Origin of the sequence: Gordonia jacobaea, from assembly GCF_965344965.1 — a bacterium.
GTDB classification, from domain to species: Bacteria; Actinomycetota; Actinomycetes; order Mycobacteriales; family Mycobacteriaceae; genus Gordonia; species Gordonia jacobaea.
Map to the genome: position 1 here is coordinate 154,713 of NZ_CBDRLS010000003.1, position 14,075 is coordinate 168,787.

The 14,075-nt window shown below is 65.9% G+C and carries 12 protein-coding genes; 6 read left to right on the forward strand and 6 right to left on the reverse strand.

The genetic code is table 11. The features are described 5' to 3' along the window. Window positions 1-32 precede the first annotated feature (32 nt). Entirely contained in the window at window positions 33-1,106 is a 1,074-nt protein-coding gene (locus tag ACRVY7_RS11525; RefSeq protein ID WP_431817165.1) for a DUF4192 domain-containing protein, read from the forward strand. Window positions 1,107-1,132: 26 nt separating this feature from the next. Here the strand turns inward: ACRVY7_RS11525 and ACRVY7_RS11530 are convergent, their stop codons facing one another. Continuing rightward, window positions 1,133-1,816 (reverse strand): iron-dependent transcriptional repressor DtxR, encoded by a 684-nt coding sequence (locus ACRVY7_RS11530; RefSeq protein ID WP_049697181.1) that lies wholly within the window; start codon window positions 1,814-1,816, stop codon window positions 1,133-1,135. A 133-nt stretch (window positions 1,817-1,949) separates the two neighbouring features. On the opposite strand from ACRVY7_RS11530, the gene ACRVY7_RS11535 reads away from it, so the two are divergent. Further along, entirely contained in the window at window positions 1,950-3,194 is a 1,245-nt protein-coding gene (locus ACRVY7_RS11535) for an acetoin utilization protein AcuC (protein ID WP_431817166.1), read from the forward strand. Between the two features lie 82 nt (window positions 3,195-3,276). Then, window positions 3,277-6,174: a bifunctional acetate--CoA ligase family protein/GNAT family N-acetyltransferase gene (locus ACRVY7_RS11540; RefSeq protein WP_431817167.1), complete on the forward strand. Its 2,898-nt coding sequence runs from the start codon at window positions 3,277-3,279 to the stop codon at window positions 6,172-6,174. A 19-nt stretch (window positions 6,175-6,193) separates the two neighbouring features. Here the strand turns inward: ACRVY7_RS11540 and ACRVY7_RS11545 are convergent, their stop codons facing one another. Both ACRVY7_RS11545 and ACRVY7_RS11550 read right to left on the reverse strand, forming a co-directional pair. Then, complete coding sequence (locus ACRVY7_RS11545) at window positions 6,194-7,204, reverse strand: sigma-70 family RNA polymerase sigma factor (RefSeq protein WP_049697184.1); 1,011 nt, start codon at window positions 7,202-7,204, stop codon at window positions 6,194-6,196. Between the two features lie 190 nt (window positions 7,205-7,394). Further along, complete coding sequence (locus ACRVY7_RS11550) at window positions 7,395-7,781, reverse strand: DUF3099 domain-containing protein (protein WP_049697185.1); 387 nt, start codon at window positions 7,779-7,781, stop codon at window positions 7,395-7,397. A 183-nt stretch (window positions 7,782-7,964) separates the two neighbouring features. Here ACRVY7_RS11550 and ACRVY7_RS11555 point away from each other — a divergent pair, with 183 nt between their 5' ends. Next, window positions 7,965-8,240, forward strand: a complete 276-nt coding sequence (locus ACRVY7_RS11555) for a DUF3039 domain-containing protein (RefSeq protein WP_049697486.1) — start codon at window positions 7,965-7,967, stop codon at window positions 8,238-8,240. Between the two features lie 28 nt (window positions 8,241-8,268). On the opposite strand, the gene ACRVY7_RS11560 is transcribed toward ACRVY7_RS11555, so the two are convergent. After that, window positions 8,269-9,462, reverse strand: a complete 1,194-nt coding sequence (locus ACRVY7_RS11560) for a YihY/virulence factor BrkB family protein (RefSeq protein WP_431817505.1) — start codon at window positions 9,460-9,462, stop codon at window positions 8,269-8,271. A 332-nt stretch (window positions 9,463-9,794) separates the two neighbouring features. On the opposite strand from ACRVY7_RS11560, the gene ACRVY7_RS11565 reads away from it, so the two are divergent. After that, window positions 9,795-11,519: a DEAD/DEAH box helicase gene (locus ACRVY7_RS11565; protein WP_270482640.1), complete on the forward strand. Its 1,725-nt coding sequence runs from the start codon at window positions 9,795-9,797 to the stop codon at window positions 11,517-11,519. Between the two features lie 78 nt (window positions 11,520-11,597). On the opposite strand, the gene ACRVY7_RS11570 is transcribed toward ACRVY7_RS11565, so the two are convergent. Next, on the reverse strand, window positions 11,598-11,804 hold the full coding sequence (locus ACRVY7_RS11570) for a DUF7455 domain-containing protein (protein ID WP_005173003.1): 207 nt from the start codon (window positions 11,802-11,804) through the stop codon (window positions 11,598-11,600). Between the two features lie 300 nt (window positions 11,805-12,104). Between ACRVY7_RS11570 and ACRVY7_RS11575 the strand changes: the two genes are divergently transcribed. Further along, complete coding sequence (locus tag ACRVY7_RS11575; RefSeq protein ID WP_431817506.1) at window positions 12,105-12,440, forward strand: DUF952 domain-containing protein; 336 nt, start codon at window positions 12,105-12,107, stop codon at window positions 12,438-12,440. A 15-nt stretch (window positions 12,441-12,455) separates the two neighbouring features. Here the strand turns inward: ACRVY7_RS11575 and ACRVY7_RS11580 are convergent, their stop codons facing one another. Then, complete coding sequence (locus tag ACRVY7_RS11580; protein ID WP_431817168.1) at window positions 12,456-13,904, reverse strand: RNA polymerase sigma factor; 1,449 nt, start codon at window positions 13,902-13,904, stop codon at window positions 12,456-12,458. Window positions 13,905-14,075: the final 171 nt, after the last annotated feature.

Genomic DNA, 14,075 nt, shown 5'->3' on the forward strand with positions numbered 1-14,075 from the left:
GGGCGTCTCCGGGTGAACCCAAGATGTTCGACATGTCACTTCGAAACGATTCGTCGAACGGGCCGATCCGGACCGTCTCCGCGCTGCTCACCGCTATCCCTGGCTTCTTCGGGTTCATTCCCGAGCGCTCACTTGTTCTCCTGGCACTCGCGCCGGACGGACGCACGGTTCAGGCGTCCGTACGGCTCGATCTCGACCTTGCCCCCGACGGCTCACCGGCGCGGCCGATGCTCAACGAGATCGACAATCTGGCGCGGATATTTCAGGGCTACGGCAGCGCCGACCTCATCGCGGTCATCGGTGACGACCGCTTCGACCTTGATACCCGCACGTATGAGGAGATTCTGTCGAGAGTCGATCGGCGGATGCGACTGTGCGGAGGCATTGGTCGCGGCTACGTGTGCAGTCGCTTCGCCGAGGGGGAGCCGTGGACGCAGATCTGGGAGCACGGCGCTGCGCTGTCGGCGCAGTCATCGAGGCACTGCGGGGTGCTCACCGACCCTCGGATCTCGCCGACCGCGGTGTCCGGTGCCGTGCATTCAGGGCGCTTTCTCATGGCGAACCGCGCGGAGATCGCAGCGATGCTCGCCCCGGCGCCTCATTGCGACGACGGCTCCTGCAGCACCATCGCCGACGACGGCCGCTTCGATGACGAACCACCACAGGAACTCCTGGTAGCGATCTACGAGGCGGTCGTGATGGAGTCCGACTACTACTCGTGCGAAAGGGTTGCCGAACTCGAACGCGCGATCTGCGACGTTCGGGTTCGCGATGCCGCGCTGGCATTCGCCGTCACAGATCTTCGCTCAGGCGCCGAGATGTTGTGGCGCGAACTGACCCGACGGTTGACCGGTACCGGACGGGCCAGCGCTGCAACACTCCTCGCGCACCTGCACTACATCGCAGGTGAGGGAAGCTTCGCAGGTGTGGCGCTCGACGTCGCGCGCGACGCCGACCGCAACTGGAAGCTCGCGCAACTCCTCGACCACTCGCTGCGCAACGGATTACGTCCGGACAACCTGTGGCACCTCATCGGTGACTCGTACGACGCGGCAGCGGAGCTCGGCCTGGTCTTGCCGCACGCAACCCTGCGCGATGCGGGTTGACGTGTTGCATCGAATTGTGTTGTCGCTCAGACCTTTTCGACGAACAATGAGTGGGCCATCTCCGGAGACAGTGTCAGTCCGGCGTGTCCTGGCGTGCTGATCTCCACCTTCTGCGGCGTGCAGGTCACTGTCACGCGTGCGTTCGGGACGACGCCCGCCTCGCGCAGCGCCGCGATCAGCTCTGTATCCGACTGCGCGTGCTCGGAGAGTCGACGCACGATCACTGCAACCGCCTCACCCTGCGGGAGGTCGGACAGGCGAGCGGCCTCACCAGTGGACGTCGTCGTCTCGACGCCCAGCTCTTCCAGGCCGGGAATCGGGTTGCCATACGGCGAGGTCGTCGGGTTGTCGAGCACGGCAAGGAGACGGCGCTCGACGTTCTCGCTCATGACATGCTCCCAGCGGCACGCTTCCTCGTGGACCTCGTCCCAGGGCATGCCGATCACGTCGACGAGCAGCCGCTCGGCGAGACGATGCTTGCGCATCACGGCGACCGCGAGGGCGCGACCCTTGTCGGTCAGCTCGAGGTGCCGGTCGCCTGCGACGCGTAACAGTCCGTCGCGTTCCATACGCGCGACTGTCTGAGACACAGTCGGTCCGCTCTGCTCGAGTCGTTCGGCGATGCGTGCGCGCAGTGGGACGATTCCCTCTTCTTCGAGGTCGTAGATCGTCCGGAGGTACATCTCGGTGGTATCAACCAGATCGTTCACTTGAGCCAGTCCCTTCCGTCTTTACAAGAGTACCTTGACCTGCGTTCGAGACTGCCTCGTCACATGCCGAACGCGTCCGGCCCGCGCGGCGAGGCACTAGCCTTGGTCGTGTGCGTAGTGCGTGGAGACATCAATGAGCGCGGCAGTGATCTGGAGCGAGGAGTTCCTCTCGTATCGCTGGGCACACACCCACCCGATGAATCCCGTGCGCTTGGCGCTGACGATGACGCTCGCGCAGAGCCTCGGAGTGCTCGACGATGTCGACGTCGCCGAACCACTTGCGATCGGCGATGATGTCCTGACCGTCGTCCACAGTCAGGACTACATCGACGCGGTGCGTGCTGTCGGATCGGGGACGGCGTCGTTGTCGGGGCCGCTTCTCGAGCGTCTGTTCGGTCTCGGCGACTCCGACAATCCCGTGTTCGACGGAATGCACGAGGCGGCACGGCTGTTGGTCGGCGGAACGCTGGCGGCGGCGCAGGCGGTCGGTTCCGGGGCCGTGCGTCGAGCAGTCAATATCGGCGGCGGGATGCACCACGCGATGCGGTCGCGGGCTGCCGGATTCTGCATCTACAACGACTGCGCGGTGGCCATTCACTGGCTACTCGAGAACGGCTTCGACCGCATCGCCTACATCGACATCGACGCGCACCACGGTGACGGCGTGCAGGTGGCGTTCGCGTCCGACCCACGCGTGATGACGGTGTCGCTGCACCAGCATCCGGCGACGTTGTGGCCGGGAACGGGCTGGCCGACCGAGGTCGGCGACGACGGCGCGGAGGGTTCCGCGGTCAACATCGCTCTGATGCCCGACACGCAGGACCGGCTGTGGCTGCGCGCCTTCCACGCGGTCGTTCCGTCGCTGATCGCCGAGTTCAAGCCCCAGATCATCATCAGCCAGTGCGGCGCCGACAGCCATCGCGCCGATCCGTTGACCGACCTCTCGCTGACCGTCGACGGGCAGCGCGCCGCGATGATCGCGATGCGCGACCTGGCCGAGAAGTATTGCGACGGTAGGTGGATCGCGGTCGGCGGAGGCGGCTACGGCGTGGTGAACGTCGTCCCGCGTAGTTGGTCGCACCTGCTCGGGGTCGTCCTCGATCGTGACGTTGACGTAACGACCCCGATCAACGAATCGTGGTGCGCCACAGCCGAACAGATCGCAACGCAGGTGCATTCGGAGTACTCGCAGGCGCCCGTGCACGTGATGGGCGACGATGGCGACGTCGACTTCGTCGAATGGGATGGCGACACGGGGCAAGAACCACCGCCCGGCATCGACGAGAGCGCCCAACGACAAACCGATCGCGCCATCATGGCCACTCGCCGTGCCGTGTATCCGCTACACGGACTCGACCCGGAGGACCCCCGTGACTGATTCCCCCGCGACCGACACCCCAGCCGCTGGTAGCCCGGCCACTGATTCCCCAGCCGCTGGTACCCCAGCGACGGATTCAGCCGTGCAGACCGCTCCCCGGGACGACCACGCGGAGGGTGAGCGCCCGCGCGGTCCGTGGGATTACCCCCGACACTGGATCGCCGATGTCCTCGCGTCCGACGGCGGCGTGGTGCATCTGCGTCCGATCGTCCCCGACGATGCCGACCGCGTCGTCCGATTCCACTCGGGTTTGTCCGAACGCACCAGGTACATGCGCTACTTCGGTCCGACGCCGACGCTTCCGCCGCGCGAGGTCGCACGCATGACCACGGTCGACCACCGCAACCGGGTTGCGATCGTCGCAGTGCTCGGTGGGGAGATCATCGCGATCGGCATCTACGAGGGACTCGCCGCCGACGGCAAGCCCGAATCTGCCGAGGTCGCCTTCGTCGTCGCCGACGAACACCAGGGCCGCGGCCTCGGACCGATTCTGCTCGAACATCTCGCCGGTGCCGCTGCCGAGAACGGGTTCACCCGCTTCGAGGCCGAGGTGCTCAGCGAGAATCCCAACATGGTCGCCGTGTTCCGCGACGCCGGCTACCAGATCTCGCGCGCATTCGACGGCTCGACGGTGCACGTCGAGTTCACGATCGACCCCACCGAGGCGATGCTCTCGGTGCGCAACGACCGTGAGCGCGCCTCCGAGGCGCGCAGCGTCGCCAACCTGTTGCGACCGGCGTCCGTTGCCGTGATCGGGGCGTCGACCGATCCCAAAAAGGTGGGAAACGCACTGCTGGCCAACATCATTGCGGCCGGATTCACCGGACCGGTCTTCCCGGTCAATGGTCCCGACCGTGACGGTGAACCCGACGACGAGCAGGGCGGATCGGCTCACGACGCGGTGCGCGCCGGGGCGACGCGCCAACCACAGCGACGCCATCGCGGCCCGGCGCGGGCGCCCCGCGTGCGGCCGCCGTCGGTCAGGGGAATCCGCGCGTACCCGACGGTCCGCGACATTCCCGATCCGGTCGATCTCGCGGTGGTCGCGGTGCCCGCGGCGAGCGTCGACGAGGTGCTCGACGACTGCATGGTCAAAGGTGTGCGCGCGCTCGTGATCGTGTCGTCGGGATTCGGCGAAAGCGGCGAGGCGGGCCTGGAGAGCGAACATCGCCTCGTCCAGCAGGTCCGTGAGCACGGCATGCGCCTGGTAGGGCCGAATGCTCTCGGCGTCGCGAACAACGACCCGTCGATTGCGCTGAATGCCACTCTCGCGCCGCGTATCCCGCCACTGGGACGTGTCGGATTCTTCTGTCAGTCCGGTGCGCTCGGCATCGCGATCCTCGACACGGCCGCACATCGACAGATCGGGTTGTCGACCTTTGTCTCGGCGGGCAACCGTGCCGACGTCTCGGGCAACGACCTGCTGCAGTACTGGGATTCCGACGCCGCCACCGACGTCGTGCTGCTGTACCTCGAGAGTTTCGGTAACCCGCGCAAGTTCTCGCGCATCGCTCGCAGAGTGTCGCGATCCAAGCCGATCGTCGCGGTCAAATCGGGCAAGGGTGCGATGAGCCCGGTGCGTGCCGCACGGACGGCTGCGGCGAGCCTCGACGATCGCATCGCCCAGATGATGCTCGAGCAAGCGGGCGTCATCCAGGTCGACACCATTCCCGAATTGTTCGACTGCGCATCACTTTTCGCGTATCAACCGCTGCCTCGCGGTCCGCGGACCCGCATCATCGGCAACTCGTCGGTGCTCGGCAGTCTTGCCGCCGACACCGCGCGGTCGGGCGGTCTCGAAGTCGAGTCGACCATCGACCTCGGCGCAGGAGCCTCCGAGGACGAGTTCGAGGCCTCCGTCGCGCAGGCCATGGCCGATCCGGGCGTCGACAGCGTGATCGTCGTCTTCGTGCCGCCGGTCGCCGTCGACCTCGACTGGCACGCACGCGCCCTGATCGCGGGCGCGAACACACCGGACGCCGACGCCGACAAACCGATCGTGACCACCTTCCTCGCCGTCGAGGGCATCCCGCCCGGCCTGATGAGGCCAGGACCATCGGGGCTGCCGGCGCGCGGCTCGATTCCGTCGTATTCGTCCCCCGAACGTGCAGCGGCCGCACTGGCACGGGCATGGCAGTACGCGCGGTGGTGCGCACGACCGGAGGTCCCCGTCGAGAGACCCGACGGGATCGACCCCGAGGCTGCGAGGACATGGGTGCGCGAAGCCATGTGGGGACTTCCCGACGACGATTCGGACGTCGATCCAGGCGTCGATTCGGACGGCTCCACGGTCGGCGGCGCCGATCCGGTAACGGTCCTCGACGACGTCGACTCCGCCCGCCTGCTCGAGTGGTACGGAGTCGAGGTGGTGCCCTTCCGCGAGGTCTCGACGATGCACGAGGCGTCGGCCGCAGCACGCGACCTGGGATTCCCTGTCGCAGTGAAAGCAACGTCACCGGCGTGGCGCGGCCGACTCGACCGTGAGGGCGCACGTCTGGATCTGCCCGACGCCACCGCCGTGGTGACCGCGTTCGCCGAGATCTCGGAGCTGACCGGCGACAACGTGCTCCACGTGCAGAAGATGGCACCCAAAGGTGTCGGCACCATGGTCCGCATGCGCGACGACCCGTCGTTCGGGCCGTTGATCTCCTTCGGATTGTCGGGCAGAACGTTCGAACTACTCGGCGACGACGGGTACCGCGCGATCCCGATCAACGCGCTCGACGCCGACGAACTCATCGACGAGCCACGATCGGCCCCACTGCTCTACGGATATCGGGGAGAGGCCCCGGTCAACAGAGAAGCGTTGGTCGACCTACTGATCCGCATCTCGACGATGGCAGACGACATCCCGGAGATCCGCGAGATCGTCGTCGATCCCGTGCTGTGTTCGCCGGAGGGCGCCGCAATCCTCAACGCCCGCATACGAATCGGCCCGGTGCCCACCAAGGCGGACACCGGACCGAGACGATTGAGCTGATTGAGTTGGCGGGAGCGGGTCAGCTCGCGTAGGCGCGCAGGCGCTCGGCGCGCTCGCCCTGACGGAGCTTGCCCATCACCTCACGCTCGATCTGACGGACGCGTTCGCGCGAGAGCCCGAACATGCGGCCGATCTGGTCGAGTGTGCGTGGCTGTCCGTCGTCGAGGCCGTAGCGCATACGGATCACCTGCTGCTCACGCTCGTCGAGCGTTGCGAGCACCGCGCGGACGTCGGTGTGCATGAGTCCTGCGATGACGGCGCTCTCCGCGGAGGTCGCCTCGGCGTCTTCGATGAAGTCGCCCAGTGGTGCCTCTTCGTCGCTGCCGACCGGCATGTCGAGGCTCACCGGATCGCGGCTGTGGTCGAGCAGATCAGCGATCTTCTCGGCCGGGATGCCCGATTCGTTGGCGAGCTCGTCGTCGGTGGCCTCGCGTCCGAGCTGCTGATGCAGCTCACGCTTGATGCGGGCCAACTTGTTGACCTGCTCGACCAGGTGGACAGGCAGACGGATGGTGCGACTCTGGTCAGCCATGCCTCGGGTGATGGCCTGGCGAATCCACCAGGTCGCGTACGTCGAGAACTTGAAGCCCTTCGCGTAGTCGAACTTCTCCATCGCGCGGATCAGACCGAGGTTGCCCTCCTGGATGAGGTCGAGAAGCGGCATTCCGCGGCCCGTGTAGCGCTTGGCCAGCGAGACGACGAGGCGCAGGTTGGCCTCGAGGAGGTGGGAGCGTGCTGCCTCGCCTTCGCGAATGACGATCGTGAGATCACGCTTCTTTGCCGCGGACAGCCGCTTGCGGGTCGCCAGAACGTGCTTGGCGTAGAGACCTGCTTCGATCTGCTTGGCGAGCTCGACCTCCTGCTCTGCGTTGAGCAGAGCTGTGCGGCCGATGCCGTTGAGGTAGACACGGACCAGATCTGCCGCAGGTGACTGTGCGTCGAGATCCTGTTCCGTCATCGCCGGACGCGAGGGGGTGGTGTCGCCAGAAGCGACGGTGGATGTGGAGCGTGTGACGGTGGAGCGTGACATCTGGCCTCCTAATCGAGTGCGTTCATAGGGTGCAACGACATGCACTCCTCGAAAGTTCCCCGGAGGATGATTCGGGCTACTGGCTCCTGACCTGCATAAACGCTCATTAAGGGATGTCGAACCGACTGAGAATCGGCTGAGATGTGCGCGCGGTCGGTCTGTACGGACGCGGTAGATCGATCCGGAAGCGTCAGTGGGGATGTCGGTCGTCGGCGACCGTGGAGTCGATGACATTCGACTCGCCGCCGAGGGCCTGCGGGCCCACGACGTGGTGGTCGGGACCGTACTTGTACTGGGCAACCTCTCCGCGCTTGCGAGGCGGCCGATCGTTGGCGATCAGTACGGCGACCCAGGGGAGTGGGATCGACAGTGCGACGATGCCGAGCGCCCACCAGCCCGACCCCGTCATGCTGTAGACGATGCCCGCGATGATCAGCGCGGGAACACGAAACGACATGAGCGTCAGATATTTCCGTACACGTGTCCGGTGCTGCTCGTCGAGGGACTCCTGCGCATCGGTGATGAGGAAGGCCTCGGGCGACACGTGATCGCGGCGTGGCCCCTCAGCGCCAACCATGACTGCGCTTCGTTCCGTCGAATCCCATGTCTCCACTGTTCCACTTTCAGTTCCTGATTGCACCGATGGGGCAACCGTGGTGTGACGCGCTCGGGCGTGTCAGGGGCCGCGATGGTGGCCCTGGTCGTCGCGCGTGGCGGGTCACCGTGTCGGAATCGGCCCGTGAGGAGCACAATAGAGTGCATGGCTACCGAAACTATCGAGCGGCCCGACCTCGACGAATGGTCGGACACCAAGACCGATGAGCGGCCCGACGCCGATGCGACCGATCGGGGAGACGACGACAGACCCAAGTTCTTCCATTACGTCAAAAAGGACAAGATCGCCGAGAGCGCTGTCATGGGCAATCACGTGGTGGCCTTGTGCGGCGAGACATTCCCGGTGACGCGCTCGGCCAAGCCGGGTTCGCCCGTCTGCCCCAAGTGCAAGAAGATCTACAGTCGGATGCGCAAGGAGTGACCCTCCCCGCCTCAGCCACCGCCGCCCGCTAGCGACTCTCGCCGGGCGGCGGTTGCCGTTGAGCTCCCGATTCGCGGTCTGGGGGCTGTTGAGGGCCCTTGCGGATCGGTCCGGTGGCCAGCCGCTCGGGAATCGCCTTGATGTGGCCGGTGAAGTCGGAGGTCTGTTCGTGTACCCAGTGTCGGACGTGCGCGGTGGCGGGCGGTTTGGCGGGCCAGAGTGATTGGACCGCTGCGTTGAACTCGGCGCCGATCACGATCGCGAAGCCGAGGAAGAACGTGAAGAGCAGGAAGGCGATCGGCGTCGCCAGTGCGCCGTAGGTGTATCCGGCGCGTGTGATCGCGGCGAGGTAGATGCGCAGAACATAGCTGGCGATCCAGAAGAAGACCCCGGCGACCACCGCGCCTCCGACGAGCCTGTGCCAGGGCAACGGATTGGGCAGAGCCAGGTGGTAGAGCGTCGTGAGGACCCCGAGTAGCAGCAGCGCGACGAACGGGAAGTATCCGAAGTCGATCAGCGCGCTCACTCCTCGGTCCCAGGAGTCGGGAACGATCTCGTGCAGGTAGTTCGGGCCGAGTGCGACCAGCGGCAGCAGGAACACCGACACGACGAGGAAGCACACGTACAGCAGGAGCGCGAAGATCCGCTGCCAGACCGGGTTGCGCACCTCGTGCTGGTCGTGCGCCCGAACGATCGACGCGACGAAACACGACACCGCCGACGAACCGGCCCACAGCGACAGGATGAAGCCCACCGAGATGACGCCGACCCGCCCGCGGCCGAGGACGTTGTCGACGGTGGGGGTGATGAGGTCGTTCACGACGTTCGTCGAGAAGGTGCGCTCGGCGAAGCTGATGATCCGCGACGAGATCACCTCGACGGTGTCGGGACCGAACCACCCGGCGATGTAGCCGACGCTGCCGAGGAGCCCGAGGAGCAGCGGAGGTAGCGACAACGCTTGCCAGAATGCCGCCTGCGCGGCCCAGCCGACGATCCCGTCGTCCCATGCCTTCTTGATCGTGCGCCAGACAACCCGATGCAGATTGGGCAGCACAGGAGGCCCGGGCGACGACGTCTGGTGCTCCTGCGGATCGTCGGTTCCCGTCGATGCGGTGCCGTCTTTCGTCGATCCGGTGTCGTCGGTCTCATGTGTCGGCGCAGCGCGCCTGGGGGCGTCGGGAGAATCGAGCGGCTGGCGTTCGTCTCCCAGCGGAAGATCCATCGACACCGGCGCAGGCCGACGAGGTGTTCTGCGCACGCGTTCTCCGAGAGCCGGCGACGGGGCGGCGTCGTCGGTCATCGGAACAGGGTTGCGGCGTGTCGTGGCTATGGGTCCAGCATCCCTGATCGGCGCAGGTTACGTGCGACACACCCCTTGCCGCGTGTCACAAAGCCCATCACCCGGCTTACCTCGACGGCCGTGTCTGGCGAAAGGCGCGTCGGCGCGAGCCGCTAAGATCGGAAGGTCCCCTCGGATGAGTGAATGTGTTCCGGCACGGTCCATCTGGCCGAGGGGTTGTTTCTTGCCTTCGCGCCGTCGGGAGCTTTGTTTACGTGACTTCTGCCCAATCGCCCGCAACGCCCGCCGGTCCGCCGCTACGCGCCTGGCAGCGTCGAGCGCTCACGAAGTACCTCGCGACCCGGCCGACCGACTTCCTCGCGGTGGCGACGCCAGGTGCGGGAAAGACGACGTTCGGGCTTCGTGTCGCTCGGGAACTGCTCGACGATCGCACGATCGAACAGGTCACCGTCGTCACCCCGACCGAACACCTCAAGCACCAGTGGGCGCAGGCCGCCGCGCGCGTCGGCATCGCCCTCGACTCCCGCTTCCGCAACTCCGACGGTCAGACGAGCTCGGACTACAACGGCGTCGCCCTGACCTACGCGCAGGTGGCCGCGCACCCGTCGCGCCACCGGGTGCGCACCGAGAATCGTCGAACACTCGTGATCCTCGACGAGATCCATCACGGTGGCGACGCGAAGTCGTGGGGCGACGCGATCCGTGAGGCGTTCTCCGACGCCGTGCGGAGGTTGTCGCTGACAGGAACACCGTTCCGCTCCGACGACTCACCCATCCCGTTCGTCACGTACGAGCCGGAAGGGGCGGGAGTGCTCCGATCGCGTGCCGACCACACCTACGGCTACGCCGACGCGCTCGCCGACGGGGTCGTGCGTCCGGTCGTCTTCCTTGCGTACTCCGGGCAGGCGAGTTGGCGCACGTCGGCGGGCGAGGAGTACACCGCCCGACTCGGTGAGCCGCTGTCCGCCGAGCAGACCGCACGGGCCTGGCGAACCGCGCTCGACGCGCACGGTGACTGGATTCCGTCAGTCCTGCAGGCTGCCCACACACGGTTGGGCCAATTGCGTGCGGCGGGCGTTCCGGACGCCGGAGGACTCGTCATCGCCACCGATCAGACCGTCGCCCGCGACTACGCCGAACTGCTCGAGTCGATCACCGGCCGCAAACCAGTCCTCGTCCTCTCCGACGATCCGAAGTCGACGTCGCGCATCTCGCAGTTCGCCGAATCCGACGACGAGTGGATGATCGCGGTCCGCATGGTGTCCGAGGGCGTCGACGTGCCGCGTCTCGCGGTCGGCGTGTATGCGACGAGTGCGTCGACCCCACTGTTCTTTGCGCAGGCTATCGGGCGCTTCGTGCGCTCGAGACGCCCGGGCGAGACCGCGAGCGTCTTCTTGCCCTCCGTGCCCGTGCTGTTGAATCTGGCGAGCCAGATGGAAGCCGAGCGCGACCACGTGCTCGGCAAACCGCATCGCGACAGCGACGGTCTCGACGACGCCCTGCTGATCGATGCCAACAAGCAGAAGGACGAGCCGGGCGAGGACGAGAAGAGCTTCCAATCGCTGCATGCCGACGCCGAGCTCGACCAGGTGATCTTCGACGGCTCGTCGTTCGGAACGGCGACGTTCGCAGGCAGCGACGAGGAATCGGACTACCTGGGCCTTCCCGGGCTGCTCGACGCCGACCAGGTGCGCGCACTGCTCCGGAAGAAGCAGGCCGACCAGGTGGCACAGCGCTCGACGGTCACGCAGATCGTGCCCGCTGCAGATAAGGTGCCGACGCAGCCCGCGACGGGGGAGAACCTCCACGCGCTGCGCAAGGAACTCAACGGACTGGTCGCGATGCACCACCATCGCACCGGTAAGCCGCACGGCATGGTGCACAACGAACTACGCAGCAAACTCGGCGGCCCGCCGACGGCCATGGCGACGGCCGACCAGCTCCGCGAGCGCATCAAGGCGCTCCGCGCGTGGCGGTGACCTGGGCAGTGAGACCTGAATAGCAGAACGCCCCGGCCACATCCGAGTGGTCGGGGCGTTCGCTACGTGTATCGGTCTCTAGACCAGCTCTCCCGCAGACTCTTCGACGGTGGCACTGAGCTCGACGAGTCGGGCTTCGTGCTCGTTGAAGTGGTGGCGGCAGAAGAGAAGCTCGCCGCCCTTGGGCAGGACGGCACGAACCTTTGCGGCTGCGCCGCAGCGATCACAGCGATCGGCAGCGGTGAGCGGTATGGAGATCGGGGTTGTGGTGGCGATGTCAGACATTTTCCTCCGTCCCGGTCCGGCGCCGGTGTGGTCGCCTTCCCTTCAGAGCCAACGCATCCGGACGATGCGTCAACCTCACTGTGTCAGACGTTTGGGGACCCCGTATTGTTCCGTCGGTTTCCCGGGTGTGTCGTCACTCACCGTTTACATCGGTTCCCCGAGGTGCAACACAACTACACGACCCCGTTACGCGCGAGGCGATCTGGCTCACATTTCGATAGTGGTGAGACCTCTGGTGGCTATGGTGCTGCAGTGACGTCACCAACCGACGAGCCGACCGTCGAACGCCTCATCCATCTGATGTCGAGTGCGGACTGGGACGCAGCCCGACACGAATCGGAACTACGGCCGCCATCGCTGGCCGACGTCGGGTTCATTCACCTCTCGACCCCGCAACAGGTGCACCTGCCGGCAAACAGGTTCTACTCCGGTGAGGAGGACCTGCTCGCACTACACGTCGAGCCGGCACGCCTCGACGCCGAGATCCGCTGGGAGCCCGGCGTCGACGACGATCCTGAATCGATGCTTTTCCCGCACCTCTACGGCCCACTACCGCTGAGCGCGGTGGTCGACGTCACGCCCTATCCGCGAAGCGAAGACGGCACGTTCGCGCCGTTTGACGGGCCAAGTGCCTGAACCCAGTGACGACGGTCAGTCGAGGTAGTCGCGAAGCACCTGAGAGCGGCTCGGGTGGCGAAGCTTCGACATGGTCTTCGACTCGATCTGACGGATGCGCTCACGCGTCACGCCGTAGACCTGGCCGATCTCGTCGAGTGTGCGCGGCTGACCGTCGGTGAGTCCGAAGCGGAGCCGGACAACGCCTGCCTCGCGCTCGGACAGCGTCTCGAGCACCGACTGCAGCTGGTCCTGGAGCAGCGTGAAGCTGACCGCGTCGACCGCGACCACGGCTTCGGAGTCCTCGATGAAGTCGCCGAGCTGCGAATCGCCCTCGTCGCCGATCGTCTGGTCGAGCGAAATCGGCTCACGCGCGTACTGCTGGATCTCCAGCACCTTCTCGGGCGTGATGTCCATTTCCTTCGCGAGCTCTTCAGGAGTCGGCTCGCGGCCGAGGTCCTGAAGCAGTTCACGCTGGATGCGACCGAGCTTGTTGATGACCTCGACCATGTGCACCGGGATACGGATGGTGCGGGCCTGATCGGCCATCGCGCGGGTGATCGCCTGACGGATCCACCATGTGGCATACGTCGAGAACTTGTAACCCTTGGTGTAGTCGAACTTCTCGACAGCACGGATCAGACCGAGGTTGCCCTCCTGGATCAGGTCCAGGAAAGCCATGCCGCGGCCGGTGTAGCGCTTGGCGAGGGAGACGACGAGGCGGAGGTTTGCCTCGAGAAGGTGATTCTTGGCGCGGTTGCCGTCGCGGGAGATCCAGTTCAGGTCGCGCTTCTGTGCGGTCGAGATCTTCTCGCCGGACTCCATGATCCGGCGTAGACGCTCGGTGGCGTACAGGCCCGCTTCGATGCGCTTGGCGAGTTCGACTTCCTCTTCTGCGTTGAGGAGAGCGACCTTGCCGATCTGCTTGAGGTAGGCACGAACCGAGTCGGCGGACGCGGTGAGCTCTGCGTCTTTACGGGCCTGACGAAGAGCCTCTGACTCTTCCTCGTCCCAGACGAAGTCTCCCGCGGTCTTCGCGTCGGCGTCCTTGGACGCCTTGTCGGCGGGCGGCGCGACCGGGGGAGTGGCTCCGGCGGTCGTCTTGGCCGGAGTCTCCGGCTCCTCGGCGTCGTCATCGTCGGCCGAATCCTCGGCCTCATCTTCGACGTCGATATCCTCGTCGTCGATCTCGACGTCCTCTTCGAGTTCCGCGTCGGGACCGTCGATGTCGTCGATCGAGCCGCCGTCGAGTTCTTCCTCGGCGTTGGCTTCCTCTGCCCCGTCGGCAGGACTCGCGGCCTTCTTGGCCGCCTTCTTCGGAGCGGCTTTCTTGGCCGCCTTCTTGGCGGGGGCCTTGCGAGCTGTGGCCTTCTTGGCCGCCTTCTTGGCGGTCTTCTTAGCCGTCGCCTTCTCTGCAGCCGGGGCCGACGTCGTCGTCGAATCCTCGGCTTCGGCGTCGCTCTGGCGGGTCTGGGTGGCTGCCACGTACAACCTTTCCGAACACAATCTGACACGCTGATTCACAGCGGAGAACCGCTGCGGATCGGGCTGGTTTCTCGGTGCATCGTCACCGGTGGAAACCATTGTAACGACAACATCACTCCGAATGTGACAAATGCCAGGTCAGACAGGTTGTCGCAGCATCGGTTACGTCGA